This window comes from Nocardia sp. NPDC004415 (assembly GCF_053602435.1).
Genome location: NZ_JBSGDP010000028.1, coordinates 12,381 through 38,620 on the forward strand (window position 1 = coordinate 12,381; position 26,240 = coordinate 38,620).

Below are 26,240 nucleotides of genomic sequence, written 5' to 3' on the forward strand. Positions count from 1 at the left end.
AGCGGAGCGGGTGTGCAAACGGTTGGCAAACCGGGGGGTTTTCGTGATCCCAAACGGTATCTCTGGGCTCTAGGGTTGATCGCTCCGGCGTCCGCGCTGTTGCCTTCCCAGCTCGTGTACCGCACCGGTGCCGAGGTGTTCTGGTGGATCGGGCCGGTCATCGTGCTCATCGCCATTCCGGTGCTGGACTGGATCGTGGGCGAGGACGGCAACAATCCGCGCGACGAGGACTACGAGGCGCTCTCGGCCGACCGGTACTACCGGTGGTGCACCTACCTGTTCCTGCCGGTCCAGCTGATCGGTCTCGGCATCGCCTGCGCGATGTGGGGCGGTGACGATCTCGATGTCGTCGACAAGCTCGGTCTGGCCGCCACGGTCGGCTTCGTGAGCGGCATCGGCATCAACGCGGCCCACGAATTGGGGCATCGCGTGGAGCGTGCTGAAAGATTGCTGTCGAAGATCGCGCTGGCCCAGTCGGCCTACGGGCACTTCTTCGTCGAGCACAATCGGGGCCACCACGCCCGGGTCGCCACACCGGAGGACCCGGCCAGCGCGCGGCTGGGGGAGTCGCTGTGGGAGTTCTTGCCGCGCAGCGTGATCGGCGGCTTCCGCTCGGCGATCCACCTCGAGGGCGCGCGCCTGCGCAGGCAGCGTCGTGGCTGGTGGAGCCCGCGCAACAACATCCTGCAGGCCTGGGCGATGAGCGCGGTGCTGTTCGGTTCGCTGACGCTGGCCTTCGGCCCGGCCATCCTGCCGTGGCTGCTGCTGCAGGCCGTGGTCGGCGTGGGTCTGCTCGAGACGGTCAACTACGTCGAGCACTACGGACTGCTGCGCGGACGCAAGCCCAACGGGCGCTGGGAACGCTGCTCCCCGCGCGACAGCTGGAACTCCGATCGCCTGGTCACCAACATCTTCCTGTTCCATCTGCAGCGCCACAGCGACCACCACGCCAACCCCGGCAGGCGCTACCAGACGCTGCGCAGCAGCCAGGAATCACCGCAGCTGCCCGCCGGCTACGCGACGATGATCCTGCTCGCCGCCGTCCCGCCGCTGTGGCGGGCCGTGATGGACCCCAGGGTGGCCGCCCACTACGGCGGCGACCTGACGCTGGCCAATGTCGCGCCCGCCAAGCCGCGGCGTTTGCTGGCCCGATACCGCGCCGCGGCCTGACCCGCGGCCTGGCGAGGACCGGGGAACGCGCACGCCGTCAGGCGGTAGCCTTGCCTCGGTACTGACTACCAGGAGAGGCTGATGACGACCTCAGAACTTCCCGCGCGCACCGAGCTCACCGCTGACGTCCGCAACGGCATCGATTACAAGGTGGCAGATCTCTCGCTGGCCGAATTCGGCCGCAAGGAGATCCGCCTCGCCGAGCACGAGATGCCCGGCCTGATGGCACTGCGCCGCGAATACCACGATGTGCAGCCGCTGCGGGGCGCGCGCATCTCCGGATCGCTGCACATGACGGTGCAGACCGCCGTCCTGATCGAAACGCTCGTCGCCCTCGGTGCGGAAGTGCGCTGGGCCTCGTGCAACATCTTCTCCACCCAGGACCACGCCGCCGCCGCGGTCGTCGTCGGGCCGCACGGCACCGTCGAGGAGCCCAAGGGCACCCCGGTCTTCGCCTGGAAGGGCGAGACCCTCGAGGAGTACTGGTGGGCGGCCGAGCAGATGCTCACCTGGCCGAACGAGCCCGCCAACATGATCCTCGACGACGGTGGCGACGCGACCATGCTCGTGCTGCGCGGCGCGCAGTTCGAGAAGGCCGGCGTGGTGCCGCCCGAGGACGACGAGCACTCGGCCGAGTACAAGGTGTTCCTCAACCTGCTGCGCCAGAGCATCGAGGCCGACAAGACCAAGTGGAGTGTCATCGCCGACTCGGTCAAGGGCGTCACCGAGGAGACCACCACCGGCGTGCTGCGGCTCTACCAGTTCGCCGCCGCGGGTGAGCTGGTGTTCCCGGCGATCAACGTCAACGACTCGGTCACCAAGTCGAAGTTCGACAACAAGTACGGCACCCGCCACTCGCTCATCGACGGCATCAACCGCGGCACCGACGTGCTCATCGGTGGCAAGAAGGTGCTCATCGCCGGTTACGGTGACGTCGGCAAGGGCTGCGCGGAGTCGCTGGCCGGCCAGGGCGCGCGCGTGCAGGTCACCGAGATCGACCCGATCAACGCGCTGCAGGCGCTGATGGACGGCTACGACGTGGTCACCGTCGAGCAGGCGATCGGCGAGGCCGACATCGTCATCACCTCGACGGGCAACAAGGACATCATCACCCTCGAGCACATGAAGGCTATGAAGGATCACGCGATCCTGGGCAACATCGGCCACTTCGACAACGAGATCGACATGGCCGCCCTCGAGCGTTCGGGCGCGACGCGGATCGTCATCAAGCCGCAGGTCGACGAGTGGACCTTCACCGATTCGGGCAAGGCGATCATCGTGCTGTCGGAGGGTCGTCTGCTCAACCTGGGCAACGCGACCGGTCACCCGTCGTTCGTGATGTCGAACAGCTTCTCCAACCAGGTCATCGCGCAGATCGAGCTGTGGACCAAGCCGGAGGAGTACGACAACGAGGTCTACCGGCTGCCCAAGCACCTCGACGAGAAGGTCGCCAGGGTGCACGTCGAGGCCCTCGGTGGCACGCTGACCAAGCTCACCAAGGACCAGGCCGAGTACATCGGTGTGGACGTGGAGGGCCCGTACAAGCCCGAGCACTACCGCTACTGAGCCCCGCGCACGCGACCCCGCCGGCCTTCGGGTCGGCGGGGTCGTCGGCTCACCGAGGGGGTAATCTCACCGGTCATGGGCGTGCTGATTGCGGTGGAGGGCCTCGACGGTGCCGGGAAGCGGACGCTGATCGACGGCCTGATCGCCGAATTGTCGGCGAAGGGGCTGCGCGCGGGCAGCATGGCCTTCCCGCAGTACGGCCGGTCCGTGCACGCCGACCTGGCCGCCGAGGCGCTGCGCGGCGGCAACGGTGACCTGGCGGGCTCGATCAACGCGATGGCCATCCTGTTCGCGCTGGACCGCTCGGCCGCCTCGGCGGAGCTGTCGAACCTGTTGGATGCCAACGACATCGTGATCCTGGACCGCTGGGTGGCCTCCAACGCCGCCTATTCGGCCGCGCGCGCCGAACAGGACGCCGACGGCGAAATCGTCGCCTGGGTCGGTGATCTGGAGTTCGGCAGGCTGGCGCTGCCCCCGGCCGACCTCACCGTGCTGCTCGACGTACCCACCGAGGTCGCCGCCGAACGTGCCCGCCGCCGTGGTGAACTCGACGACGCCCGCGCCCTGGACGCCTACGAACGCGACGGCGGCCTGCAACGGCGCACCGGCGCGGTCTATCGTGAGCTGGCCGACCGCGATTGGTACGGCCGGTGGTGGACATACCGATCCGATGACGACAGGCCCGCACTGCTCACCCTCTGCACGGAAATCTTTGCCGGATAAGGTTGGATACGGCGACGGGTTCACACCATTAATGGCGTGGCGGCCCGATCCTGGCCTGGGAGATGACAACATAGGACTATGAAGCCCAAGATTCTGGTCGTCGACGACGATATGGCACTCGCTGAGATGCTGACCATCGTCTTGCGCGGGGAAGGGTTCGACCCGCACGTGGTCGGCGACGGCACGCAGGCCCTGTCGGCGGTGCGGGAGATCCGCCCCGACCTGGTGTTGCTGGACCTGATGCTGCCCGGCATGAACGGCATCGACGTGTGCCGCGTGCTACGGGCCGATTCCGGTGTCCCGATCGTGATGCTCACCGCCAAGACCGACACGGTCGACGTGGTGCTCGGTCTGGAGTCCGGCGCCGACGATTACATCGTCAAGCCGTTCAAGCCGAAGGAACTCGTCGCCCGTGTCCGCGCGCGCCTGCGCCGTACCGAGGACGAGCCCGCCGAGCTGCTCTCCATCGCCGACATCGTCATCGACGTGCCCGCGCACAAGGTGACCCGCGGCGGCGCGCAGATCTCGCTCACCCCGCTCGAGTTCGACCTGCTGGTCGCGCTGGCGCGCAAGCCGCGTCAGGTGTTCACCCGCGAGGTCCTGCTCGAACAGGTGTGGGGATACCGGCACGCCGCCGACACCCGCCTGGTGAACGTGCACGTGCAGCGACTACGCGCCAAGGTCGAGAAGGACCCGGAGAACCCGGAGATCGTGCTGACCGTCCGCGGTGTGGGTTACAAGGCCGGACCGCCGTGATCGGTCGCTGTGAGGCGCCGCGGTGACCGAGAGTTCACAGCCGCGTCTACCAGCAGGCGATCTGGCGCAGGGTGGACGAGCACAGTCCGCCGTCGCGCAGGTGCGGCAGTGGGTGGCCCCGGTGCTGGCCTGGTTCCAGACCATCGGGACCGCCCTCGGTCATCTGTGGCGGCGCTCGCTGCAACTGCGGGTCATCGTGTCCACGTTGACCCTGTCGCTGATCGTCATCACGATCCTCGGGGTCGTGCTCACCGGTCAGATCACCGACCGGCTCCTCGAAGCCAAGATCAACGCGGCCGTCGAGGAGATGGATCGTGCCCGCAGCACGATCGAGAACATGCTCTCGGGCGTGCACGACGCGAACAGCCAGCAGCAACAGCTGGCCGACGCGCGCGCGGCCCTGTCGAGCCGGGGTGGCACCGGCCAGTCCACGGGCGCGGCGGGCAGCTTCAACTCGGCGCTGGCGATGATCGGCGGCACCCCGCCGCAGGAACTCACCACCGGCCCGGTCTCGGAGGTGCCCCCGGAACTGCGCCGGTTCGTCCAGCGCAACCAGGTCTCCTACCAGTTCACCACCGTCGCCGACCCGGACGGCTACCGCGGGCGCGCGCTGATCATCGGCAGCCCCAGCGCAGAGGTGGCGACCCTGGAGATCTACCTGATCTTCCCGCTGGCCAGCGAGGAGTCGAGCCTGTCGCTGATGCGCGGCACGATGCTCATCGGTGGCGTGGTGCTGCTGGCGGCGATCACCGCGCTGGTCACCCGGCAGGTGGTGCTGCCGATCCGGTCGGCGGCGCGGATCGCGGGCCGCTTCGCCGACGGCAGGCTCAAGGAACGCATGCTCGTGCGCGGCGAGGACGACATGGCCCGCCTGGCGCAGGCGTTCAACGAGATGGCCGAGAGCCTGTCCAACCAGATCACCCAGCTCGAGGAATTCGGCAATCTGCAACGCCGCTTCACCTCCGATGTCAGCCATGAGCTGCGCACCCCGCTGACCACGGTGCGCATGGCCGCCGACCTCATCCACGGCTCCAGCGACGATCTCGATCCGGCGCTGGCCCGCAGTTCCGAGCTGCTGGTCAACGAGCTCGACCGGTTCGAGGGCCTGCTCAACGACCTGCTCGAGATCTCCCGGCACGACGCCGGTGTGGCCGAGCTGCAGGTGGAGTCGCTGGACGTGCGGATGTGCGCGCGGGCCGCGATCTCCACGGTGCGTCATCTGGCCAAGGAGGCCGGGGTCGAGGTCGTCATCGATCTGCCGGAGGACCCGGTGGTCGCCGAGGTCGACCCGCGCCGGGTGGAGCGGGTGCTGCGCAATCTGCTCGCCAACGCGATCGACCACAGCGAGGGCAAGCCGGTGCTCATCCGGATGCGCGGGGACGCCGAGTCCAACGCGGTCGCCACCGTGGTGCGCGATCAGGGCGTGGGCCTGCGGCCGGGCGAGGAGAAGCTGGTGTTCAACCGCTTCTGGCGCTCGGACCCGTCGCGGGTGCGCCGTTCCGGCGGTACCGGTCTGGGTCTGTCGATCAGTGTCGAGGACGCCAACCTGCACGAAGGCAGGCTGGAGGCCTGGGGTGACCCTGGAGTCGGCGCCAGCTTCCGGTTGCTGCTGCCGATGGTGCGTGGCCGTAAACTCGGGCAGAGCCCGCTCGCGCTGGAGCCGATGCTGCGCAAGGTCCCCGCGCTGCCCGAGTCCGAGCCTGCCGAGCCGGACGAGCCGGCGATCGACGCGGCGCCCCCCGACCCCGGTGCGCGGGCCGACGGGCTGGCCGGTGCCGAGTCCGACGGGCCCGATGCCGAGCCGACCTCGACCGAGACCGGAGACCGACAGACATGACGAAGGCGCGTGGTGTGTTCGCGGCCGCCCTGGCCGGGCTGCTGATCCTCACCGGCTGCGCCAGTCTGCCGGAGTCCTCCGCGCCGCAGGCACTGGGCACGATCAACCGGGCCCCCACCTCGGCCGGTCCGCCGCCGCCCGCGCAGGGCCGCGATCCCGACCTGCTGGTGGGCGACTTCCTCACCGCCAGCGCCGACCCGGCCAACCGGCACGGCGCGGCGCGCCTGTACCTGAGCACCGAGGCCGCCGGCGAGTGGAACGACGAGGTGAGCATCACCATCGTCGACCGGCCCGACATCCTGCGCGAATCGCGGTCCGGCGACAAGGCCTCCTACGTCATCCGCGCCCGCAAGGTCGGCGAGCTCGGCAGCGACGGCGGCTACCGAGCCGTCGACGGCATCCTCGAGAACAAGATCGAGATGAGCAAGCTCGAGGGTGAATGGCGCATCACCGACCTGCCCGACGGTGTGGTGACCGACGCGAACTCCTTCGACAAGTCCTACCGCCGCTATGTGCTCAACTACGTCGAGCCGGGCAACTCCGCGCTGGTCCCGGACCCGCGCTGGGTGTCGGCCTCGCGCGGGGAGCTCACCGAGCGGCTGATCGGCCTGCTGAGCGCGGGTCCGCAGGCGGCGATCGCCCCGGTCGTGCGCAACGAGCTCGCGCCGCCGGTCACGGTGAACGGGCCGATCACCAAGGCCGACAACGAGCCGGGCGAGGTCGGCGTCGGCATCGGCGGAGTGCGCATCGATTTCAGCGGCGTCGGCAATCTGGGGCAGCGCGAGCGCGAGCTGTTCGCGGCGCAGGTCGTGATGACCCTGGCCGGTGCCGACATTCTCGGCCCCTACGTGCTGCTGGCCGACGGCAAACCGCTCGACGAGCGCTACGCCGACGGCTGGTCGGTCGCCGATGTCGACCAGTACAGCGCCAGCGCCCCCGGGCAGAGCCGGGTCGGGCTGCACGCGCTGCGCAACGGCACCCTGGTGCAGGTGACCCCGGACGGCATCGTCACCCCGAGTGGTTCGTTCGGCGAGGCCACCAATCTGCAGTCGGTCGGTATCTCCGCCGACGGCCAGTTCGTCGCCGCGGTCGCCGACACCGGCAGGCCCGAGTCCGAGCCGGGCCGCACGCTGCTGATCGGCAACTACGGCGCCAAGGCCTTCGGGGTGGCCGAGGGGATGAGCATCGCGCGGCCGTCGTGGACCGCCGACGGCGGTGCGGCCTGGACGGTGATCGACGGGGAGCGCGTCATCCGCGCGGTCACCGATCGTGCCACCGGCAATGTCTCGGTGGAACCGGTCGACACCACGGCCCTGCTGGAGGGCACCGGCGCGCCGCGAACCCCGATCAGCGAGATCGCGGTGTCGCGCACGGGAGTGCGGGCGGCGCTGATCGCCGACGGCAAGGTCTACGTGGCTGTCGTCGAGCGCAGGCCCGACGGCAAGTACGCGCTGACCTCCCCGGTCCCGGTGGCGGTCGGCCTGAGCACCAGGGCGGTGTCGCTGAGCTGGGTCACCGGCGACACCCTGATGGTGGCGCGCGAGGGCAATGTCGACCCGGTGCTCACCGTGTCCATCGACGGTTCCCAGCTCACCCCGGTGACCCCGCAGAACCTCACCCCGCCGGTCCGGGTGGTGACCGCGACACCCACCACCCAGTACGTGGCGGACTCGCGCGCGGTGCTGCAATTGCAGACCGCCGACCCGGCCCGCAACGACCGCTTCTGGCGCGAGGTGCCCGGCCTCACCGGCGACAACGTCGTGCCCGTGCTGCCCAACTGAAACCTGTCGGACCCCGCGGTCATACTCCCTCGCTATGAGGGAGCTGCTGGATCTGGTGTTGCCCACCTGCTGCGGTGGTTGTGACCGGCCCGGTCCGTCCTGGTGTCCGGAGTGCGCGGCCGTGCTGACCCGCGCCCCGGTGCGGGTCAGCCCGCGCGCCGACCCCGGCGTGCCGTGCTGGACCCTCGGCCCCTACGCGGGTCCGGGCCGTCGCGCGGTCCTGGCCGCCAAGGAGCGCGGCCGCCGCGATCTGGCCGAACCCCTCGGCCTGGCGCTCGCGCACGCCCTGGCCCGGCTGCGCGCCCCGGACCGGCCACTGCTGCTGGTTCCCGCACCGACCAGAGCCGCGGTGGCCCGGCGCCGCGGCGGCGATCCGGTGGCCCGCGCGTCGGCGGTCGCGGCGAGTTGGCTCATCGATTGCCGGAGCGTGCCGCTGCTGCGGCTGGGACGTGGCGTGCGCGACTCGGTCGGTTTGACCCGGCGAGAACGGGCACACAATCTGCACGGCCGGATCATCGCCGCTCCGGTCCCCGCCACCGGCGCCCCGCTCGGGACGAATGCCGAGGTAGTCCTGGTCGACGACGTGCTGACCACAGGGGTCACCGCCCGCGAGTCCGTGCGCGTTCTTGGCCGGATCGGCGTAGTTCCGTGTGCCGTTTTGGTGACGTGTGCGGCTTGACGGGGCGAAATTTGCGTGAACAGTGGCGCACTTGCTCGCGGCGGACTAGCGTCGCGAACACACACCGATCCACAAGCTCGGGAGGTGGGGCCGCGGATATCTGGTGCCGGGCGATTCCCGATCGGCACAGCTCAATCTCGCCGCACACGAGCTCAGCGTGCGGCCATTATCCGGGAGGTACGCGTGACGACTTCTGCACGGACATCAGTGCGAGATGCTGACCCTACGGCACTGCTGGACGGTGCCGACGACACGACCGAAACCCCACACGCTGAAGTGGTGGTCTCCGGCCGCAATGTCGAAATCCCCGACCACTATCGAATCCATGTCGCGGAGAAGCTCGCTCGCCTCGAGCGCTTCGACCCGTCGATCTTCCTGTTCGATGTGGAACTCTTCCATGAACGCAACCGTCGTCAACGCAAGGCCTGTCAGCGAGTGGAGATCACCGCGCGCGGCCGTGGCCCGATCGTGCGCGCCGAGGCGTGCGCCGACAGCTTCTACGCCGCGCTCGAATCGGCCACCCAGAAGATCGAGAGCAGACTGCGCCGCGCCAAGGACAAGCGCCGCGTCGTGCACTACGGGGACAAGACCCCCGTCTCGGTCGCACAGGCCACCGCGACTCTGGTGGACGACTCCCTGTTCACCCAGCCCAACGGCGCGGAAGCCCACGCCCACGGCGAGGACGTCGACGATCAGGCCGGCCCCGGCCACATCGTGCGCACCAAGGTGCACACCGCGACGCCGATGTCGGTCGACGACGCGCTCTACCAGATGGAACTGGTCGGGCACGACTTCTTCCTGTTCCACGACCGCGAGACCGACCGTCCCTCGGTGGTCTACCGCAGACATGCCTTCGACTACGGCCTGATCCGGCTGGCCTAGGTTTCGACGCGCAGCTCCGGGCACCCGTCACCGCGGGTGCCCGGACCGCGTTCAGCCGCCGAAGGTCTCGGCGTGCACGGCCTCGCGCAGCGTCCGCCCGGACCGCCAGCCGAAGCGTTCCAGATCCGGCACCCGCTGGAACTCGCGCACCGGGCCGACGCACAACCAGGCCACCGGCTTGATGCCCGCGGGCAGCGCGACCAGCTCGGTCAGGAATTCCGGATCGTAGAACGACACCCAGCCCACGCCCACCTGCTCGGCGGTCGCCGCCAGCCACAGATTCTGGATCGCGAGCACGGTCGAGTACACCCCGGTCTCGGGCACACTCGCCCGGCCGAGCACCTGCGGACCGCCGCGCCGGTCGTCGTGGGTGACCACGATGCCGGTGCCGCTCTCGACGATGCCCTCGATCTTGATCGGGGCGAAGGTCTGGGCCCGGTCCGCGGGCAGCGCGTCGTGGAATTCGGCCCGCTTGCCCGCGACGTGACCGGCGAAGCGGCCAAGCGTGTCGGGGTTACGGACCACCACGAAGTCCCACGGCTGCGAATTGCCCACACTGGGCGCGCGGTGGGCGGCGTCGAGGATCCGCCAGAGCGTGGCCTCGTCCACCGGCTCACCGGTGAACTCGGCACGGACGTCACGACGCAGACGGATCGCGTCGTAGACGCTCAGCTGATCGGCACACACGCCGATCAGTGAACCTCGAGCCGTCAGGCCACCGACCGGCGGGCCAGCTTGCGCCCGGCGGCCAGCGCGGTGCGCAGGCCGCGGCGACGCCCGGTCACCGGGTCGATGGTGGCCACGGTGTTGCCGTCGAAGAACCGCTCGGACTTGGTCTCGGGCGCGTCGTCGGAGGTGTGGCGCAGGTACTTGTTGGGCAGGGCCAGCTTGAGAATGGTGCGCCAGGACTTGAAGTACTGCACCGGCAGCGAGCCGGTGGTGTAGGGCAGGTCGTACTTGTCGGCCAGCTCGCGCACCCGCACCGCGATGTCGGCGTAGTGGTTGCTGGGCAGGTCCGGGAACAGGTGGTGCTCGATCTGGTGGCTCAGGTTGCCGGTCATGAAGTGCATGACCGGGCCGCCGCTGATGTTGGCGCTGCCGAGCATCTGCCGCAGGTACCACTCGCCCTGGGTCTCGTTCTCGATGTCTTCCTTGGTGAACTTCTCCGCGCCGTCGGGGAAGTGGCCGCAGAAGATCACCGCGTTGGTCCACACATTGCGCACCACATTGGCGGCGAAGTTGGCGGTGAGCGTGGAGAAGAACGACGGGCCGGTGAGCAGCGGGAAGATCAGGTAGTCCTTGGCCGCCTGCTTGCCGATCTTCTTGAGCACCAGCTTGCGGTCGGCGTCGAACTGCTGCCACTCCGGGGAGTCCTTGGACCACTTCTTCTTGGCGACCTTGCCCAGCTCGAGATGCTGGATGGCCACGCCGTACTCGAACAGCGCCTGCAGCAGGAAGTTGTAGATCGGATTGCCCAGGTAGAACGGCATCCAGCGCTGGTCACGGGTGACGCGCAGCAGGCCGTAGCCGATGTCGTCGTCCATGCCGAGCACATTGGTGTACTTGTGGTGCAGGAAGTTGTGGGTGATCTTCCAGTGCGCCGAGGGGCCCGCGTTGTCCCATTCCCACGAGGTGGAGTGGATCTCCGGATCGTTCATCCAGTCCCACTGCCCGTGCATGACGTTGTGCCCGATCTCCATGTTCTCGATGATCTTGGCAGTGCCGAGCAGGGCGACGCCGGCCAGCCAGGCCGGGGGCAGGAAGCTGGCGAACAGCACCGTGCGGCCGCTGATCTCCAGGGCGCGTTGTAGCCGGATGACATTGCGGATATACCGCGCGTCCGACGCACCCCGGGAGGATTCGATCTCCCGGCGGATCGCGTCGAATTCCGCACCGAGTGCTTCGACATCCGCCGCGGTGAGGTGCGCGTATTCCTTGACATCCGAGATCGCCATGCCGGTTACAGTACCGTAAGTTACGAGAGCGTAGGTTGGCGAATTCGAGCCCGGATTGTGTGATAAGTCCTATTGAAAAATCGAGATGGAGATGTTATCCGTCGCGACCGAGCCGCTGAGCGATCTTGTGCCGCAACGCGACCCGCTCGCCGCGCGCCCGCTCACCCAGCGCCCGCTTGGCCTCCCGCAACGCCAGCTTCTCCTGCCGCGCCCGGGCCTTGAGCGCCGTCTTGGCCTCGCGCAGCACCTCCTTCTCGTGCCGCGCCTTGACCTCGAGGGTCACCTTCGCGTCGTGCAGTGCCGAACGCAGACCGAAACGCTTACCGGTCTCGGGATCCACCCGCAGCGCCTCCGGCAGCGCGATTCCGGCGAACTTGCGCTCCGAGGAGGTCTCCGGCGCGTCGTCGGCGGTGCGCTTGAGGAAACGGTCGGGCAGGGCCAGCTTGTGGATGGTGCGGAACGCCAGCAGATACTGCTTGCCCAGCGAACCGGTGGTGTAGGGCAGGTCGTACTTGTCGCACAGCTCGCGCACCCGCACCGCGACCTCCGGATACCGGTTGCTCGGCAGATCCGGGAACAGGTGGTGCTCGATCTGGTAGCAGAGATTGCCGCTCATGAAGGCCATCACCGGACCGGCCTTGAAATTGGCGCTGCCCAGCATCTGGCGCAGATACCACTCGCCCTGGGTCTCCCCGTCGAGCTGCTCGACGGTGAACTTCTCCGCGCCGTCGGGGAAATGCCCGCAGAAGATCACCGCGTAGGCCCACAGATTGCGCACCAGATTGGCGGTGGCGTTCGCCTTGAGCGTCGACTTCCACGCCGGACCGGTGATCGCCGGATACAGCACGAAATCCTTGACCACCTGACGGCCCGCCTTGCGGGCGAAATCCTTGTTCGGCTCCGAGAGCAGCTGCGTCGGCGGGACACCCGCCAGCTGCTTCTCGATGCTCAGATCGTGCAGCGCGATCCCCCACTCGAAGGTGGCGGCCAGCAGCAGATTCGCCGCGGGCTGCACCAGGTGCTTGGGTTCCCAGACCTCGTCGCGGGTCATCCGCAGGATGCCGAAGCCGAGATCCTCGTCCTTGCCGAGCACATTGGTATAGGTGTGATGGGAGTAGTTGTGCGCCCGGCGCCACTGCGCCGAGGTCCCGGTCATATCCCACTCCCAGCTGGTGGAATGGATCTCCGGATCGTTCATCCAGTCCCACTGCCCGTGGCTCACGTTGTGCCCGAGCTCCATGTTCTCGATGATCTTGGCCACCGACAGCAACGCGGTGCCACCCAACCAGGCCCAGCGGTTACGGCTGCCGAACAGGATCGCCCGGCCCGCCACCTCGAGACCGCGCTGAGCGGCGATGGTGCGGCGGATATAGCGCGCGTCGCGCTCGCCGCGGGAGGTCTCCACCGAGCGGCGGATGGAATCGAGTTCTTTCCCCAGGGTCTCGATGTCGGCCGCCGTCAGATGGGCGAAGGCCTGGATATCGGTGATGGCCACCGGGGTCCTCCTGTGTCATTGGCGGCTGGTGCCGCGGTTCTCGGCCCTGTGACCTCGATTCTTCCCTCCCTCCGGGCACTCCTTCGTCGCACCCTCCGGTCAGTCCAGAATCGAGGGCGGGCCGAGAACGTGATGGGGGCGGCAGAGCCGGTCGGGTCGCAAAAGACTCTCGCGCGGCCACGGTCTGTGGCCGACGCATGACTTCGAGGGTACCTGCTGGCTGAGACGGGCGGGTGGCTCAGATGTCGAGTGTGCAATCTCCGGCCGCCGCGGAGATGCACGTCTGCACCTTGTCCCCCGGCTGACGTTCGTCGCCGTTGCGCAGGTCGCGGGCGTGCCCCGCCGACAGGGTGACCACGCAGGTCTGGCAGATGCCCATGCGGCAGCCGAAGGGCAGTTGCACGCCCACCGACTCGCCCGCCTCGAGCAGGCTCGTCGCGCCGTCGACGGTGAGGGTGCGGCCGGTGGTGCCGAAGGTGACGGTGCCGCCCTCGCCGATCGCGGAACGTTCCACCTCGAAGCGTTCGATGTGCAGCTTCTCGCCGATTCCGGCCGCCTTCCAATGCTGTTCGATGGCGTCGAGCATCGGGGCCGGGCCGCAGGCCCAGGTCTCGCGCTCGCGCCAGTCGGGGTAGAGCTCGTCGAGGCTCGCCAGCGAGAACAGGCCCTGGGAGTCGGTGAGCTGCAGGTGCGAGACGAAGCTGGGGTGCTTGTCGTGCAGGGCGCGCAGCTCGGCGCCGAACATCACGTCGGCGTCGGTGGGGGCGGAGTGCACGTGCACCACATCGGTGACGCCGTCGCGGCGGTCCATGGTGCGCAGCATCGACATCACCGGGGTGATGCCGCTGCCCGCGGTGAGGAACAACACCTTGGCCGGCGGCGGCTCGGGCAGCACGAACCCGCCCTGCGGCGCGGCCAGGCGCACGATGGTGCCCGCGGCGACGCCGTTGACCAGATGCCCGGACAGCTTGCCCTCGGGCATGGCCTTCACCGCGATGGAGATCAGCCGCTTGCTGCCCTCGCCGGTCCAGTCCGGCGGGCAGGTCAGCGAGTAGGAGCGCCAGTTCCAGCGGCCGTCGATCAGGATGCCGATGCCGATGTACTGGCCCGGCTGGTACCGGAAGTCGAAGCCCCAGCCCGGCTTGATCACCAGGGTCGCCGAGTCGGCGGTCTCCTTCTGCACCTCGACGATGCGCCCGCGCAGCTCACGTGCCGACCACAGCGGGTTGGCCAGGTGCAGGTAGTCGTCGGGCAGCAGGGGAGTGGTCACCCGGGCGACCGCGCCACGCAGCACGTTCAGCTTGCCGCCGCGGTCGGCCACCTGCGCGGCCGGTGCTTCGAGCCATTCCCGGAACTTGTTCATGACCATGCTTGCCGTTGTCTCCTGTGCCTTTTCGCGGCTGGCGCCGCTGGTTCTCGGCCCTTTGGGCCTCGATCTTCCCTCCCGGCGGGCACTCCTTCGTCGCACCCTCTGGTCAGTCCAGATCGAGGCCGGCCGAGAACCGGCGGCTGTCGCCGCCTGCTGCCAGGTTACGGCATCGTAGGTTTCACAGCAGATCGAGCAGGAAAGGCAGCTCCTGGGTGGCGTACCAGGCCAGCTGGTGGTCCTCGGCGTCGCCGAGGACGAACTCCGCGTCGGGATCGCCCAGGTCGGCGGCGTCGATCACGTCGACGGCCTTGGCGACCTGCGGTTCGGCCTCGGCCAGGTCGACGTGCACCGAGGCCACCTTGTCGTAGCTCACCGGCCCGGCCAGCTTCACCACCGCGTCGTCCAGGTCGGGCCGCAGCTTGGCGCCGGTGACGTCGGCGGCGATGACCGCGCGCCGGTAGATCGGGCTGCCGGGTTCGGCGGACGCGGCCTCGTCGTCGGGGTCGGTGTCGCCGTCGCGTTCGGCCGCGAGCAGGCGCAGCGAGGCGCGGGCGGCCTCCTGCATGGCAACCTCGGCGAGTTCGTCGTCGTCACCGGCGGCGTAGGCCTCGCGCAGCGCGGGGGTCACCGCGAAGGCGGTCGCGCCCAGCGGGAAGAACTCCCGTTCGTCGACGAGCGCGCGCAGCATCGGGATCGTCGCCGGGATATAGACGCGCATCTTGCCGTTCTCAGAGACAGGCACCGAGCAACTCCTCCATCGATTCGTGCACCGAGGCCGCGAGGACATCGATGTCGGCCATGGCGTCGCGGTCGGCGTTGAGTCCGTAGAAGACCTGACCGTCGTACGAGGTGAGCCCGAAACTCAACGTCTGATTGCGCAGCAGCGGCGATACCGGATACATCTCCAGCATGCGCGCCCCGCCGATGTACATCGCGGTCTGTGGTCCCGGCGCGTTGGTGATCACCAGGTTGAACGTGTTGTCGGCGAAGGTACTCGCCGCCCGCACACTCATCGCGTGCAGGCTCGCCGGGGCGAACCCGGCCAGGTGCACCAGCGTGCGCGCCCGCACCCGTTTGCGCGCGCGGCCCGCGGCGTCGGTGGCGTGCGAGATGTGCGATAAACGCATGGTCGGATTCGGTTCGCCCACCGGCAGATCGATGAGGAACGAGGACACCTCGCTGGCCGGGGTCAGCTGGTTGTCGCCGTCGACGTAGACCGACATCGGCACCACCGCGCGCAGATTCGTCGACTCCACCAGCGCCTCGTTGCGCGAGAGCAGCCAGTTGCGCAGCGCCCCGGTGACCACCGCCAGCACCGTGTCGTTGATCGAGCAGTCGAAGTGGCGCCGGATCTTGCGGTAGTCCTCGAGGTCGGTGCGCACCACATCGAAGCGGCGGCTGCGCGAGGTGCGGGTGTTGAGCAGGCTGTCCGGGGCGCCGGAGGTGGCCGCGCGCACCGCGTTGGCCGCGGCCTGCATCGCCATCCTGGTCCCGCGGACCACGCCGAACGCGCTGGACCCGGCGTCGCGCACCACCTCGTAGGCTTCGCGCGGCTGGGCTGCCAGCTGCGACAGGGCCCCGGCCAACAGTTCCACGTCGGTGGGTTCGCGCGGCGCGCGCCAGGCGTCGTCGGCCAGTTCGCGCGGCAGCGGGCTGTTGTCGAGGATCACGTGGCCGATCTCGAGCGCGGTGTCGCCGTCGACCAGGGCCGAATGCGATTTGGTGAACACCGCGCTGCGCCCGTCGGACAGGCCCTCGATCAGATACATCTCCCACAGCGGGCGGCCCTGGTCGAGTGGACGCGAGGCCAGCCGGGCGACCAGGTCGTAGAGCTGTTCGTCGCTGCCGGGACCGGGCAGCGCGGAGCGGCGGATGTGATAGCTGATGTCGAAGCGGCTGTCCTCCACCCACACCGGCCTGCCCATCGCCAGGGGGATCTCGCGCACCTTGCGGCGGTAGCGGGGGACCAGCGGCAGCCGGGATTCCACCAGGTCGGTGAGGCGTTCGTAGTCCAGGACCGGGCCGCTGACCCCGGGCGCGGTGTTCTGCAGGATCGCGAGAGAGCCGATGTGGATCGGGTTGCTGCTCGATTCGAGCCGGTAGAACGACGCGTCCTGCGGCGTCAATCTCGTGATCACGCGCTCCGCTGCTCCTTCCGGCGCCGTATCCGCAGATCGGGCACGCGCTACATCCTACGTCACACCAGGTGAACAGCGGTGCCCGGCAAGGCCGCTCGGCGGGCGCGTTGACCTGGGCCGATGACAGCGCCTGGTACACCGGGCACCGGTGCACCCCGCCGGGTACGGTGGTCTGCGGACTACCATGGCCCACAACACTGTGGCTCACCAGCCGACCCACACTTCGACCAGAGGACTGACGAGACCCGTGCCTGCGCTGACACTGACGAGGTTGCTACGGATTGGTGAAGGCCGCATGGTCAAGCGGCTGTCGAACCTCGCCGACGAGGTCATCGCGTACGGCGAGGAGATCGAACAGCTCACCGACGACGAGCTGCGCGCCAAGACCGACGAGTTCAAGCAGCGCTACACCGACGGGGAGACCCTCGACGACCTGCTGCTCGAGGCCTTCGCGGTGGCCCGCGAGGCGTCCTGGCGCGTGCTGAACCAGAAGCACTACAAGGTGCAGATCATGGGTGGCGCGTCGCTGCACCTGGGCAACATCTCCGAGATGAAGACCGGTGAGGGCAAGACCCTGACCTGTGTGCTGCCCGCCTACCTCAACGCCCTGTCCGGCGAGGGTGTGCACGTCGTCACCGTCAACGACTACCTGGCCAAGCGCGACGCGGAGTGGATGGGCCGCGTGCACCGTTTCCTCGGCCTCGAGGTCGGCGTGATCCTGGGCGGCATGACCCCGGCCGAGCGCCGCGTGGCCTACCACGCCGATGTCACCTACGGCACGAACAACGAGTTCGGCTTCGACTACCTGCGCGACAACATGACCCACTCCCTGGACGATCTGGTCCAGCGCGGGCACAACTTCGCCGTGGTCGACGAGGTCGACTCCATCCTCATCGACGAGGCCCGCACCCCGCTGATCATCTCGGGCCCGGCCGACGCCTCCTCCAAGTGGTACGCCGAGTTCGCGCGCATCGCGCCGCTGCTGAAGAAGGACGTCCACTACGAGGTGGACATCAAGAAGCGCACCATCGGCGTGCACGAGGCGGGCGTGGAGTTCGTCGAGGACCAGCTCGGCATCGACAACCTCTACGAGGCCGCCAACTCGCCGCTGGTGAGCTACCTGAACAACGCCATCAAGGCCAAGGAGCTCTACACCCGCGACAAGGACTACATCGTCCGCGACGGCGAGGTGATCATCGTCGACGAGTTCACCGGCCGCATCCTGGTCGGGCGCCGCTACAACGAGGGCATGCACCAGGCGATCGAGGCCAAGGAGAAGGTCGAGATCCAGCCGGAGAACCAGACCCTGGCCACGATCACCCTGCAGAACTACTTCCGCCTCTACGACAAGCTCTCCGGCATGACCGGTACGGCCGAGACCGAGGCCGCCGAGCTGCACTCGATCTACTCGCTCGGTGTCGTCCCGATCCCGACCAACAAGCCGATGGTCCGCAAGGACCAGGCCGACCTGATCTACAAGTCGGAAGAGGCCAAGTTCAACGCCGTCGTCGACGACGTGGTGGAGCGTCACGAGAAGGGCCAGCCGGTCCTGATCGGTACCACCAGCGTCGAGCGCTCGGAGTACCTGTCCAAGCAGTTCACCAAGCGCGGCGTGGCCCACTCGGTGCTCAACGCGAAGTTCCACGAGCAGGAGGCCCAGATCATCGCCGAGGCCGGCCGGCCCGGCGCGGTCACCGTCGCCACCAATATGGCCGGTCGTGGTACCGACATCGTGCTCGGCGGCAACGCCGACATCATCGCCGACATCCTGCTGCGCAAGCAGGGCCTCGACCCGGTGAACACCCCCGACGAGTACGAGGCCGCGTGGCATTCGGCGCTCGAGCAGGTCAAGAAGCAGACCGAGGACGACGCGGAGAAGGTGCGCGAGGCCGGTGGCCTCTACGTGCTGGGCACCGAGCGCCACGAGTCGCGCCGTATCGACAACCAGCTGCGCGGCCGCTCGGGCCGTCAGGGCGACCCGGGCGAGTCCCGCTTCTACCTGTCGCTGGGTGACGAGCTGATGCGCCGCTTCAACGGTGCCGCGCTCGAGGCCATCATGACCCGCCTGAACCTGCCCGACGACGTGCCGATCGAGGCCAAGATGGTCTCCAAGGCCATCAAGAGCGCGCAGACCCAGGTCGAGCAGCAGAACTTCGAGATCCGCAAGAACGTCTTGAAGTACGACGAGGTGATGAACCAGCAGCGCACCGTCATCTACGGCGAGCGCAACCGGATCCTGCGTGGCGAGGACATGGAGGGCCAGGTCCAGAACATGATCACCGACGTGGTCACCGCCTACGTCGACGGCGCCACCGCCGAGGGTTATGTCGAGGACTGGGATCTGGACAAGCTGTGGGGCGCGCTCAAGACGCTGTACCCGGTGAGCCTGGACGCCAAGGAACTCGCCGGCGAGACCGCCACCGGTGACGCCGGTGAACTCACCCGCGACGAACTGCGCGAGGCCCTGCTCGACGACGCGCACACCGCCTACGAGAAGCGCGAGCAGGAGATCGACGGCCTCGCGGGCGAGGGCGCGATGCGCAACCTCGAACGCCAGGTGCTGCTCTCGGTGCTGGACCGCAAGTGGCGCGAGCACCTCTACGAGATGGATTACCTCAAGGAGGGCATCGGCCTGCGCGCGATGGCCCAGCGCGACCCGCTGGTCGAGTACCAGCGCGAGGGCTTCGACATGTTCGCCGCGATGCTGGAAGGTCTGAAAGAGGAGTCGGTCGGCTTCCTGTTCAACCTCCAGGTCGAGGTCCAGCAGCCCCAGCCCGAAGGCGTCTCCATCGACAAGGGCCTGCGTTCCCCGGTCGGCGCCCGCCCCCAGGACGCGGCCCCCACCCAGGCCCCGCCCGCCCTGCGCGCCAAGGGCATCGACGAGTCCACCCCCCGCGGCCTGAACTACTCGGGCCCCGCCGAGGACGGCCGCGCCGAATCCCACTCCGACGCCCAGGAATACGGCGGCCGCGAACAACAGGCCCCCCGCCGCTCCCGCCGCGAAGCCGCCCGCGCCGAATCCAAGGGCAAGCGCCGCCGCTGACCCCCGACCCGACGAAGGCCCCCACCCCGGTGGGGGCCTTCGCCCGTTTCGGCTACTTCTCGCACCTGCCTCATGCATGTAGTCATGCATGCATGTCGCATGTACTATTGCATGCATGGTTGCTTTGCAGATCCGCGACGTCCCGGAGCCCCTGCGTGACCAGCTGGTCGCGCTGGCCCAGCGCCGTGGTCAGTCCCTCCAGGCCTTCCTGTTCGACCTCATCCGCGACGAGGCCCGCCGCCAGGACAATATCGCCGTCCTCAAACAGTTCAGCCCCGTCACCCGGGACATCGCCTTCCCCGCCCGGGACATCCAGGTGGCCCTGGACGCCGAACGGGCAGAACGAGATTCGACCCTGACCGGCGGGGAGGTGGTCGAGTGATCGTGGTCGACGCCTCGGTCTTCGCCCACGCCCTCCTGAACCCCGGCCCCCTGGGCGAGCGCTGCCGCACCGCCCTCGAAGCCGACAACCGCTGGATAGCCCCCCAGCACTGGACCGTCGAGGTCCTCTCCGTGATCCGCCGCTTCACCCGAGCGGGCACCCTCACCCCCGCCCAAGCCGCCCGAGCCGTCACCGCCCTGGAAAAACTCGACCCCGAAGTCCCTGTCACCCGCGTCCTGGTCCCCAGAATCTGGGAACTCCGCGACAACCTGACCGCCTACGACGCCGCCTACGTCGCCGCCGCGGAAGCCTACGCCTGCGAACTACTCACCACCGACACCCGCTTGTCCAAAGCCCCGGGCATCACCTGCACGGTACGAGTGTTGAACGCCGAGGACTGAGCGCGAACCCGCAGAGTGCCGAAAGAGGCCCGGACCGCTAGGACGCTCGGTGGATGGGGTGGACTCGGGACAGGGCGCGTTTGGCTTCGGCGAGGGAGATGAGCTGGTCTTCGTCGTCGATGTCGGCGACTGCCGCTTCGGCCCATTCGCGTAGGAGGGTGGAGACGCCGACGCGGCGTTCGTCGGCGAGGTCTTTGAGGCGCGAGTGCAGGGCTAGGGGGAGGCGGATCGAGGTGGTGACCATGATGTCCTCGTTGGCGGGCAGGCGTGGTGGGGCGTCGGCGGCCGCGTCGGAGAAGGTCAGCCGATCCATGAAATCGGCGAGTTCTTCCCTGCCGGTCGGATAGTCCTGATCGCTCATGATCGGTTCCCACTTTCCCACTGCTCGAATTGCGCCAGTTCCTCGGCGCGCATCGCGCGTGCGCCGATGATCACCCACGTCCAGTCGTCGCGCTGCCGTGTGACCACGATCAGCGGGCGTCCGGCCGTGGTGCGCCCCCACACCGTCAGCACGGCCACCCGGCCGTCGAAGGCTGGGCGTGGCCACCGTTGTGACGCTGCGAGGACCTGCCGAACCTCGCGGGGTTCGATGCCGATCAGGTGAGCGATCGCCCAATCAGGCCACTCGAAACCCATCAGTCCATAATACGCATGTAGTACCACCGGGCGGAAGCGCCGCCCACCGGCTCGCGGCTACGCTCGCAGGAGCTGGTTGCCGAGGGACGGGAGGCCGCGAAGGTGCGCACCGAGGTGGTCCGCCCGCTGTCGGCCTCGGAACGGTGGTTCTGGCTCGTCGATCAGCTCTCTCCCGCCAACTGTGTGGTCCGGTTGCGGGTGCGCGGGGCGATCGGGCCGTATCGCCTGGAGGACGCGGCCGCCGCGGTGGTCGCGGAGTTCCCGCTGCTGCGCACGGTCGTCGCCGACGGCCCGTGTTTCGTTCCGTCACCCGACCCGCACCTGCCGGTGCTGCACCGCGTCGTCGGCGATCCCGGCGACTGGCACGCGGTCTTCGACGAGCAGCTCGCCGAACCGGTCGACCTGACCACCTCGCCCGGCCGGATCATCGACTTGGTCTGGCGCCCCGGCACTTCCGAGGAACAGCACGATCTGATCCTGGTGCTCTCGCACGTGCTGCTCGACGGACGGTCGATGGCCGCGCTGGGCTGGCGCCTGCTCGCCTACGCCTTCGGCGCGCCCGCCCCGGCGATCTCGCGTCCACCGATTCCGCCGCCCGACGACCTGATCCCGCCGCGCCACACCCGCCTGCCGCGCTGCCTGCGCACCAATCTCACGGGTCAGCTCACCGCGGTCCTGCGCCGCGCGGTCGGCCTGCCCGGGACCGCGCCGCCGCTGCCGGTGCGGCGCACGCGCACGGTGATCCGCACGATCCAGGGCCCCGATCTCGCCGCCCTGCGCGCCCGCTGCCACGAGTCGGGTGTCACCGTGAACGCCGCCGTCGCCGCGGCGCTGGCCCACGGCCTCGGTGGGCTGTCCCCGCGCGGTTCCGGGGTGGCCGGGATCGGCATTCCGGTGGACGTGCGGTCCCGCCTGGAACCGGCCCCGGACGAGGACGAACCGGGCATGTTCACCGCGGTGGTCCCCACCTTCGTTCCCTTCGGCCCGCCGCACTCGCTCTGGGATGCCGCGCGCGACGCGAAAGCCCAGCTGACCCGCCGCCTGGACCGCCACGCCGACCTCACCGCGCTGGCCGCCATCCGCTACGGCTGCCCCCGCTCCCTCGAATCCGGCAGGCGCGCCATCGAACTCATCGACCGCCGCGCCCCGTGGAACGTCACCCTGAGCAATCTCGGCAGGCTCACCCCGCCACCGACCCCCGAACCGATGGAACTCACCGCCCTCACCGTGGCGGGCACCAACTCCTGCGCCAGCGCCCTCACCGTGGCCGTAGCCACGCTCGACGACACCCTGTCGATGACGTTCTGCTACGTCGACGACCTGCTCCCGCGCCCGGATATCGAGGCCCTCGCCACGAACACACTGCACCTGCTCACCGCCGAGGCCGTGCATCAACCCCGACCGGCGCGCTGACCCGCACCAGCTCCCGCAACGCCCCCCGATCGGGCTTGTTCGTGCGCCCGCTGACCGGGATCCGCTCGACCACCACGATGTCGTCGGGCACCGCCGAGACATCGATGATCTGCGGCAACCGCGCACGCAGCAGCCCGGCGACATCGCCCGCGTCCGGCTCGGCGACCACCGCCAGCACGATCCGCTCGTCGCCGACCTCGTCGGCCAGCCCGACCATGATCGCCTCGCGCACCCCGTCGATCGCGGTGATCACCGGTTCGTAGAGGCCGGGGTAGATATTGGTCTTGCCGCGGATCATCATGTCCTTCTTGCGGCCGGTGAGCACGAGCTGGTCGCCGTCGAAACGGGCCAGGTCACCGGTGGCGACCTCACGCAACGGCTCGTGACCGAGATAGCCGCGGCACAGGTTGGGCCCGGCCAGCACGAGTTCGCCGTCCTCGGCGATGCGCGCCCGCACGCCGCGCACCGGGGTGCCGAGCAGGTCGCCGTCGTGGGCGAGTTTGGCCGCGCCGGTGGCGACGGCGACCGGCAGGATCTCGGTCATGCCGTAGATGGCGAGGAATTCGGTGTCGGGCAGTGACTTCCGGGCTCGGCGCAGCAGGGCGGTGGTGACCGGCGCGCCGCCGAGGGCGACCTGGCGCAGGTGCGGCGGCGTGCTCAGCTCCCCGGCCTCGATGGCGTCGAGGGCGACGGCGAGGTCGGCCGGGGTGTAGAAGGCGTGGGTGGCGCTGCGCAGCTGGGCGGTGAACCGCACCGGGTCGATGTGGGTGCCCAGGCGCGGGTAGCGGGGCAGGGCCCAGCGCGCACCGGCCATCAGCGCGGGCAGGCCCATCATGAGCTGCTCGGTGTGCAGGAACGCGCCCGGCGCCAGGCTGGTGCGTCCGCCCATCGCGGCGAGCCCGGCGCTGAGCGAAGCACGGGTGTGCACAACGGCTTTCGGGTCGTCGGTGGTGCCGGAGGTGAACACGATCAGCGCGTCGGCTTCGGGATCGATCGGCGGCAGGGGCGTGGTCTCGGCGCCACCGGTGAAGCGGCGCAAGGGTTTCGAGCTGAGCGGCGTCCCCGGCAGCCAGGGACCGCTGTGGAGATGACGCACCGGCAGCGCGCCGAAGCGGGGGAGTGCGAGCCCGCGCCTGCGGCCGAGTCCCGCCAGTGGCCCGCTCACCGCGTACAGCAGCGATTCCGTTGCGGCCCAAGTGGGTTCGACCAGTGACACGCGGGAGGCGAACAGTTCGGGGCCGACACCGGGATCGACGAAGACGATCGTGCCGCCCGCCGCGATGGTCCCGAAGATCAGCAGTACCGAGGACACCCCGGGCCGGATGGAGAACAGCATCCGGTCGCCGGGCCGGAACCCGGCCACCCGCAGATTGTGTGCCACCCGCCCGACGGTCTCGACCAGTTCGCGGTAGGTGAGCGCGCGTTTGCCCACGGTTCCCAACGCCGAGGCGTCGGGAATCCGTTCGGCGTGCGCGGCCAGGCGGGCCAGGAAGTCGGTGGTCACGTCACATTCCCCCTCGATGCTGCCGTCTCACCGGATGTCGACGACGTCGGGACGATAGCGGTGATCGGCGTACCAGGCCAGTGTCTTGCGGATTCCCCAGGCGCGCACGCGCCGGTTGGAGCCGTGGACGCGCACGTCCCGGCGCAGGCCGTAGTCGGTGGTGATGGTGCGCACGGCATTGACCAGTGCGCGGTCCTCGTGCAGGTCCTCGATGGCGGTGCGCGGGAAACCTCCTGCGGCGACATACAACTCGGCGGTGATCGCCATATTGCAGCCGGGGGTCATCACGTACGGACCGAGGTATCTCGGGTCCCGGTTGCCCGAGCGCACCTTGCCGAAGGCGGAGGCGAGCTCGAGGGCGACGCGGATGATCGTGCGGTCCAGCCAGGACACGCCCTCGTCGGTGCGGGGGACGAGCTGCCCGCTCACCAGGCGCAGGCCGGAATCGAAACCGGCCCTGATCCGCGCGGTCCAGTCGGGGGCGGGCAGGCAGTCGGCGTCGGTGCGCGCGAGCAGGGTGGCGCCCTGCGCGATGGCGTAGCGCATGCCGGTGTCGGCGGCGGCACCGGTGCCCTTCTGCGGCTCGGTGATCACCTCGATGCGCGGCACCGGATACCGGGCGGCGAACTTCTCGACGATCTCGACGGTGCGGTCGGTGGAGGTGTTGTCCGCGACGACGACCGCGAAATCGGTGTCGTGCTGGGCCGCCACCGCCTCGAGGGTCGCCTCGATGCCGCGTTCCTCGTTGAAGGCGGGGATCACCACCCACAGTGCCGGGGTCATCGCGCGCGGACTTCCGGCGGGCGCAGTGGCGCTCGTGGTGTGTTCCGGTGGTAGTTCACAGGTCCTCCAGCAGCCGGTCGAGTCCGCCTGTCGCGGTGACCCATTCGTGGAACCGGTCCAAGCCCTCGGCGAAGGACAGTTCCGGTCGATAGCCGAGTTCGCGTTCGGCGCGCGAGATGTCGTAGGTGGCCGAGCGGGTGACCAGCGCGACCGCGTAGCGCGACAGCGGCGGCGTCCACCGCTGCGCGACCGCCGGAATCCGCCAGACGGCTTCGATCGCCGCCAGCGCGCCGCCGACTACCGGGGCGGGCAGGGCGATACTCGGCCCGGTCAGGCCGAAGCGCGCGGCCACCGCGTCCAGTGTCGGCCAGACCGGCACCGGTTCGGCGTCGGCGACGAAATACGCGCGGCCACCGATATTCTCGGCCGTCAGTGCCAGTGTGACCGCCTGCACGAGATGATCGATGTAGCACAGCGACGCCCACACCTCGCGTCCGCCGGACAGGTCGGGCAGGCGCCCGGCCCGCAGTTTCGCCAGCAGCTGCACGACCGGGCCGCTGCGGTCACCGGGGCCCCACACCGCGCGCGGGCGCAGGGAGCAGGTGGTGAATTCCGGGGTGTCGGCGGCGAGTACCAATTGCTCGGCGACGGCCTTGGTCTCGCAGTAGCTGTTGAGGAACTTCGCCGGGTACGGGACCGTCTCGTCGATGCCGAGCTGATCACCGCCGTCGGGTGCCATGAGCGCGCTCGGGCTCCCGATGAACACGAACCGCGCGACCCCCGCCGCCGCGGCCTCCTGCATCAGCCGGTCCGTCCCGGCCACATTCACCGCGAAGAACTCCGCGGGCCGCCCGAACTCCCCGAGCAGCGCGGCCGCGTGCACCACCGCCTCCACCCCGGACACTGCCCGCGCCAGCGCCGCCGCGTCCCCGAGATCGGCCACCGCCACCTCGACTCCCTCGGGCGCCGACCCCCGGTCCCGCACCATCGCCCGCACCGGCACCCCCCGCGCGACCAGCCCACGCACGACCGCCCCACCGACGAACCCGCTCGCCCCCGTCACCAGCACCGTCATCGCGCCACCCTACGGCGCCACCCCGACATCGCCCCCACCTCACCACACCGACCAGCACCCGCCCAGCGCCCACCGCGCCGCCCGGCGTCTGGGCAGTGCCCGCTGTGCTGACCGGCACCCAGATAGTGCCCCACGCGTTGGCTGGCGCCTGCCCAGCGCCGGCGAGGCTGGCCGGCGCCCGAACGGCGCCTACTGCTGCATCCCTCATAGACATCTCGCGCCGGAGCCCACGACATCCCCTCGGCGAGGGATCGCCCAGAGGTGTCGTGCGCGTCCAGCGTCGTGCTCATCGAGGATCGAGGGTCTTCCACCAGGTCGCGCCGAGCAGCATGGTCATCGCGGTGGCCCGGCCGGGGGTGATGCCGCGGGCGGCGGCTTCGCGGCGGGCGGCGGGTACCTGGGCGGCGTGCACGACGGTGCTCAGGAACGCGTCGATCCAGAAGATCGCGCGCAGCGGACGGGAGCGGAACGGGCGGATCACGCCGATGGCCAGGAAGATCCAGCCGATGATCGGGATCGACCGCAGCGCGAGCACCAGGGTGCGGTCGGGCGCCTGCGCGCGGTGGCGGGCGCCACCGGTCTGCGCGGGCCGCACGGTCCAGGTGTCGTCGTCGACCAGGTCGGGAACGGCATGCATCGGTCGGCTCGGCTT

The 26,240-nt window shown here is 69.3% G+C and carries 24 protein-coding genes; 12 read left to right on the forward strand and 12 right to left on the reverse strand.

What is annotated here, in order from left to right; genetic code table 11:
• Positions 1 to 12: 12 nt before the first annotated feature.
• The 8 genes from ACWEMY_RS15410 (at position 13) to hpf (ending at position 9,394) form a co-directional block, all read left to right on the forward strand.
• Entirely contained in the window at positions 13 to 1,170 is a 1,158-nt protein-coding gene (locus ACWEMY_RS15410) for an alkane 1-monooxygenase (RefSeq protein WP_452390530.1), read from the forward strand.
• Between the two features lie 81 nt (positions 1,171 to 1,251).
• The gene (ahcY, locus tag ACWEMY_RS15415) at positions 1,252 to 2,736 is read left to right on the forward strand and encodes an adenosylhomocysteinase (protein ID WP_452390531.1); all 1,485 of its coding nucleotides are present in this window, start codon (positions 1,252 to 1,254) and stop codon (positions 2,734 to 2,736) included.
• Positions 2,737 to 2,811: 75 nt separating this feature from the next.
• Entirely contained in the window at positions 2,812 to 3,459 is a 648-nt protein-coding gene (locus ACWEMY_RS15420; RefSeq protein ID WP_375929707.1) for a dTMP kinase, read from the forward strand.
• A 78-nt stretch (positions 3,460 to 3,537) separates the two neighbouring features.
• Positions 3,538 to 4,215, forward strand: coding sequence for an MtrAB system response regulator MtrA (gene mtrA / locus ACWEMY_RS15425; protein WP_019048752.1), 678 nt, complete (start codon positions 3,538 to 3,540; stop codon positions 4,213 to 4,215).
• A 124-nt stretch (positions 4,216 to 4,339) separates the two neighbouring features.
• On the forward strand, positions 4,340 to 6,052 hold the full coding sequence (gene mtrB, locus ACWEMY_RS15430; protein ID WP_452390577.1) for an MtrAB system histidine kinase MtrB: 1,713 nt from the start codon (positions 4,340 to 4,342) through the stop codon (positions 6,050 to 6,052).
• On the forward strand, positions 6,049 to 7,833 hold the full coding sequence (lpqB, locus tag ACWEMY_RS15435) for an MtrAB system accessory lipoprotein LpqB (protein ID WP_452390532.1): 1,785 nt from the start codon (positions 6,049 to 6,051) through the stop codon (positions 7,831 to 7,833). Before mtrB ends, lpqB begins: the two co-directional genes overlap by 4 nt.
• A 34-nt stretch (positions 7,834 to 7,867) precedes the next feature.
• Positions 7,868 to 8,512 carry a ComF family protein gene (locus ACWEMY_RS15440; protein WP_452390533.1) on the forward strand — a complete coding sequence of 215 codons (645 nt, stop codon included), beginning with the start codon at positions 7,868 to 7,870 and terminating at the stop codon, positions 8,510 to 8,512.
• A gap of 183 nt (positions 8,513 to 8,695) precedes the next feature.
• Positions 8,696 to 9,394: a ribosome hibernation-promoting factor, HPF/YfiA family gene (gene hpf, locus ACWEMY_RS15445; RefSeq protein ID WP_375929703.1), complete on the forward strand. Its 699-nt coding sequence runs from the start codon at positions 8,696 to 8,698 to the stop codon at positions 9,392 to 9,394.
• A gap of 51 nt (positions 9,395 to 9,445) precedes the next feature.
• On the opposite strand, the gene bluB is transcribed toward hpf, so the two are convergent.
• The 6 genes from bluB to ACWEMY_RS15475 all read right to left on the reverse strand — a co-directional run bounded on the left by bluB (position 9,446) and on the right by ACWEMY_RS15475 (position 16,351).
• On the reverse strand, positions 9,446 to 10,081 hold the full coding sequence (gene bluB / locus ACWEMY_RS15450; RefSeq protein ID WP_452390534.1) for a 5,6-dimethylbenzimidazole synthase: 636 nt from the start codon (positions 10,079 to 10,081) through the stop codon (positions 9,446 to 9,448).
• 23 nt (positions 10,082 to 10,104) lie between these two features.
• A complete protein-coding gene (locus ACWEMY_RS15455; RefSeq protein WP_452390535.1) occupies positions 10,105 to 11,349 on the reverse strand; it encodes a fatty acid desaturase family protein in 1,245 nt (414 codons plus the stop codon).
• 94 nt (positions 11,350 to 11,443) lie between these two features.
• Positions 11,444 to 12,844 carry a fatty acid desaturase family protein gene (locus ACWEMY_RS15460; protein ID WP_452390536.1) on the reverse strand — a complete coding sequence of 467 codons (1,401 nt, stop codon included), beginning with the start codon at positions 12,842 to 12,844 and terminating at the stop codon, positions 11,444 to 11,446.
• 238 nt (positions 12,845 to 13,082) lie between these two features.
• Positions 13,083 to 14,213, reverse strand: a complete 1,131-nt coding sequence (locus ACWEMY_RS15465) for a ferredoxin reductase (protein ID WP_375929700.1) — start codon at positions 14,211 to 14,213, stop codon at positions 13,083 to 13,085.
• Between the two features lie 178 nt (positions 14,214 to 14,391).
• On the reverse strand, positions 14,392 to 14,931 hold the full coding sequence (locus ACWEMY_RS15470) for a DUF6912 family protein (RefSeq protein WP_375935403.1): 540 nt from the start codon (positions 14,929 to 14,931) through the stop codon (positions 14,392 to 14,394).
• Positions 14,932 to 14,941: 10 nt separating this feature from the next.
• Positions 14,942 to 16,351 (reverse strand): WS/DGAT/MGAT family O-acyltransferase, encoded by a 1,410-nt coding sequence (locus ACWEMY_RS15475; protein ID WP_375929699.1) that lies wholly within the window; start codon positions 16,349 to 16,351, stop codon positions 14,942 to 14,944.
• 247 nt (positions 16,352 to 16,598) lie between these two features.
• On the opposite strand from ACWEMY_RS15475, the gene secA reads away from it, so the two are divergent.
• From secA to ACWEMY_RS15490, 3 genes are all read left to right on the forward strand, one after another.
• The gene (gene secA, locus ACWEMY_RS15480) at positions 16,599 to 19,394 is read left to right on the forward strand and encodes a preprotein translocase subunit SecA (RefSeq protein ID WP_375929698.1); all 2,796 of its coding nucleotides are present in this window, start codon (positions 16,599 to 16,601) and stop codon (positions 19,392 to 19,394) included.
• Positions 19,395 to 19,509: 115 nt separating this feature from the next.
• On the forward strand, positions 19,510 to 19,776 hold the full coding sequence (locus tag ACWEMY_RS15485) for a hypothetical protein (RefSeq protein WP_452390537.1): 267 nt from the start codon (positions 19,510 to 19,512) through the stop codon (positions 19,774 to 19,776).
• The gene (locus ACWEMY_RS15490; RefSeq protein WP_452390538.1) at positions 19,773 to 20,177 is read left to right on the forward strand and encodes a type II toxin-antitoxin system VapC family toxin; all 405 of its coding nucleotides are present in this window, start codon (positions 19,773 to 19,775) and stop codon (positions 20,175 to 20,177) included. Before ACWEMY_RS15485 ends, ACWEMY_RS15490 begins: the two co-directional genes overlap by 4 nt.
• A 37-nt stretch (positions 20,178 to 20,214) precedes the next feature.
• On the opposite strand, the gene ACWEMY_RS15495 is transcribed toward ACWEMY_RS15490, so the two are convergent.
• Positions 20,215 to 20,538, reverse strand: a complete 324-nt coding sequence (locus ACWEMY_RS15495; protein ID WP_452390539.1) for a hypothetical protein — start codon at positions 20,536 to 20,538, stop codon at positions 20,215 to 20,217.
• The gene (locus tag ACWEMY_RS15500; protein ID WP_278263365.1) at positions 20,535 to 20,813 is read right to left on the reverse strand and encodes a hypothetical protein; all 279 of its coding nucleotides are present in this window, start codon (positions 20,811 to 20,813) and stop codon (positions 20,535 to 20,537) included. The genes ACWEMY_RS15495 and ACWEMY_RS15500 overlap by 4 nt, the downstream gene beginning before the upstream one ends.
• Positions 20,814 to 20,915: 102 nt before the next feature.
• Here ACWEMY_RS15500 and ACWEMY_RS15505 point away from each other — a divergent pair, with 102 nt between their 5' ends.
• On the forward strand, positions 20,916 to 22,226 hold the full coding sequence (locus tag ACWEMY_RS15505; RefSeq protein WP_452390540.1) for a phthiocerol/phthiodiolone dimycocerosyl transferase family protein: 1,311 nt from the start codon (positions 20,916 to 20,918) through the stop codon (positions 22,224 to 22,226).
• Here ACWEMY_RS15505 and ACWEMY_RS15510 read toward each other — a convergent pair.
• The 4 genes from ACWEMY_RS15510 to ACWEMY_RS15525 all read right to left on the reverse strand — a co-directional run bounded on the left by ACWEMY_RS15510 (position 22,186) and on the right by ACWEMY_RS15525 (position 26,225).
• Positions 22,186 to 23,730: a class I adenylate-forming enzyme family protein gene (locus tag ACWEMY_RS15510; protein ID WP_452390541.1), complete on the reverse strand. Its 1,545-nt coding sequence runs from the start codon at positions 23,728 to 23,730 to the stop codon at positions 22,186 to 22,188. The two genes, ACWEMY_RS15505 and ACWEMY_RS15510, sit on opposite strands and share 41 nt — an antisense overlap.
• Before the next feature lie 27 nt (positions 23,731 to 23,757).
• Positions 23,758 to 24,513 (reverse strand): glycosyltransferase family 2 protein, encoded by a 756-nt coding sequence (locus tag ACWEMY_RS15515; RefSeq protein ID WP_452390542.1) that lies wholly within the window; start codon positions 24,511 to 24,513, stop codon positions 23,758 to 23,760.
• A 55-nt stretch (positions 24,514 to 24,568) separates the two neighbouring features.
• The gene (locus ACWEMY_RS15520) at positions 24,569 to 25,588 is read right to left on the reverse strand and encodes an NAD-dependent epimerase/dehydratase family protein (RefSeq protein ID WP_452390543.1); all 1,020 of its coding nucleotides are present in this window, start codon (positions 25,586 to 25,588) and stop codon (positions 24,569 to 24,571) included.
• Positions 25,589 to 25,874: 286 nt separating this feature from the next.
• On the reverse strand, positions 25,875 to 26,225 hold the full coding sequence (locus tag ACWEMY_RS15525) for a hypothetical protein (RefSeq protein WP_375929690.1): 351 nt from the start codon (positions 26,223 to 26,225) through the stop codon (positions 25,875 to 25,877).
• Positions 26,226 to 26,240 lie beyond the last annotated feature (15 nt).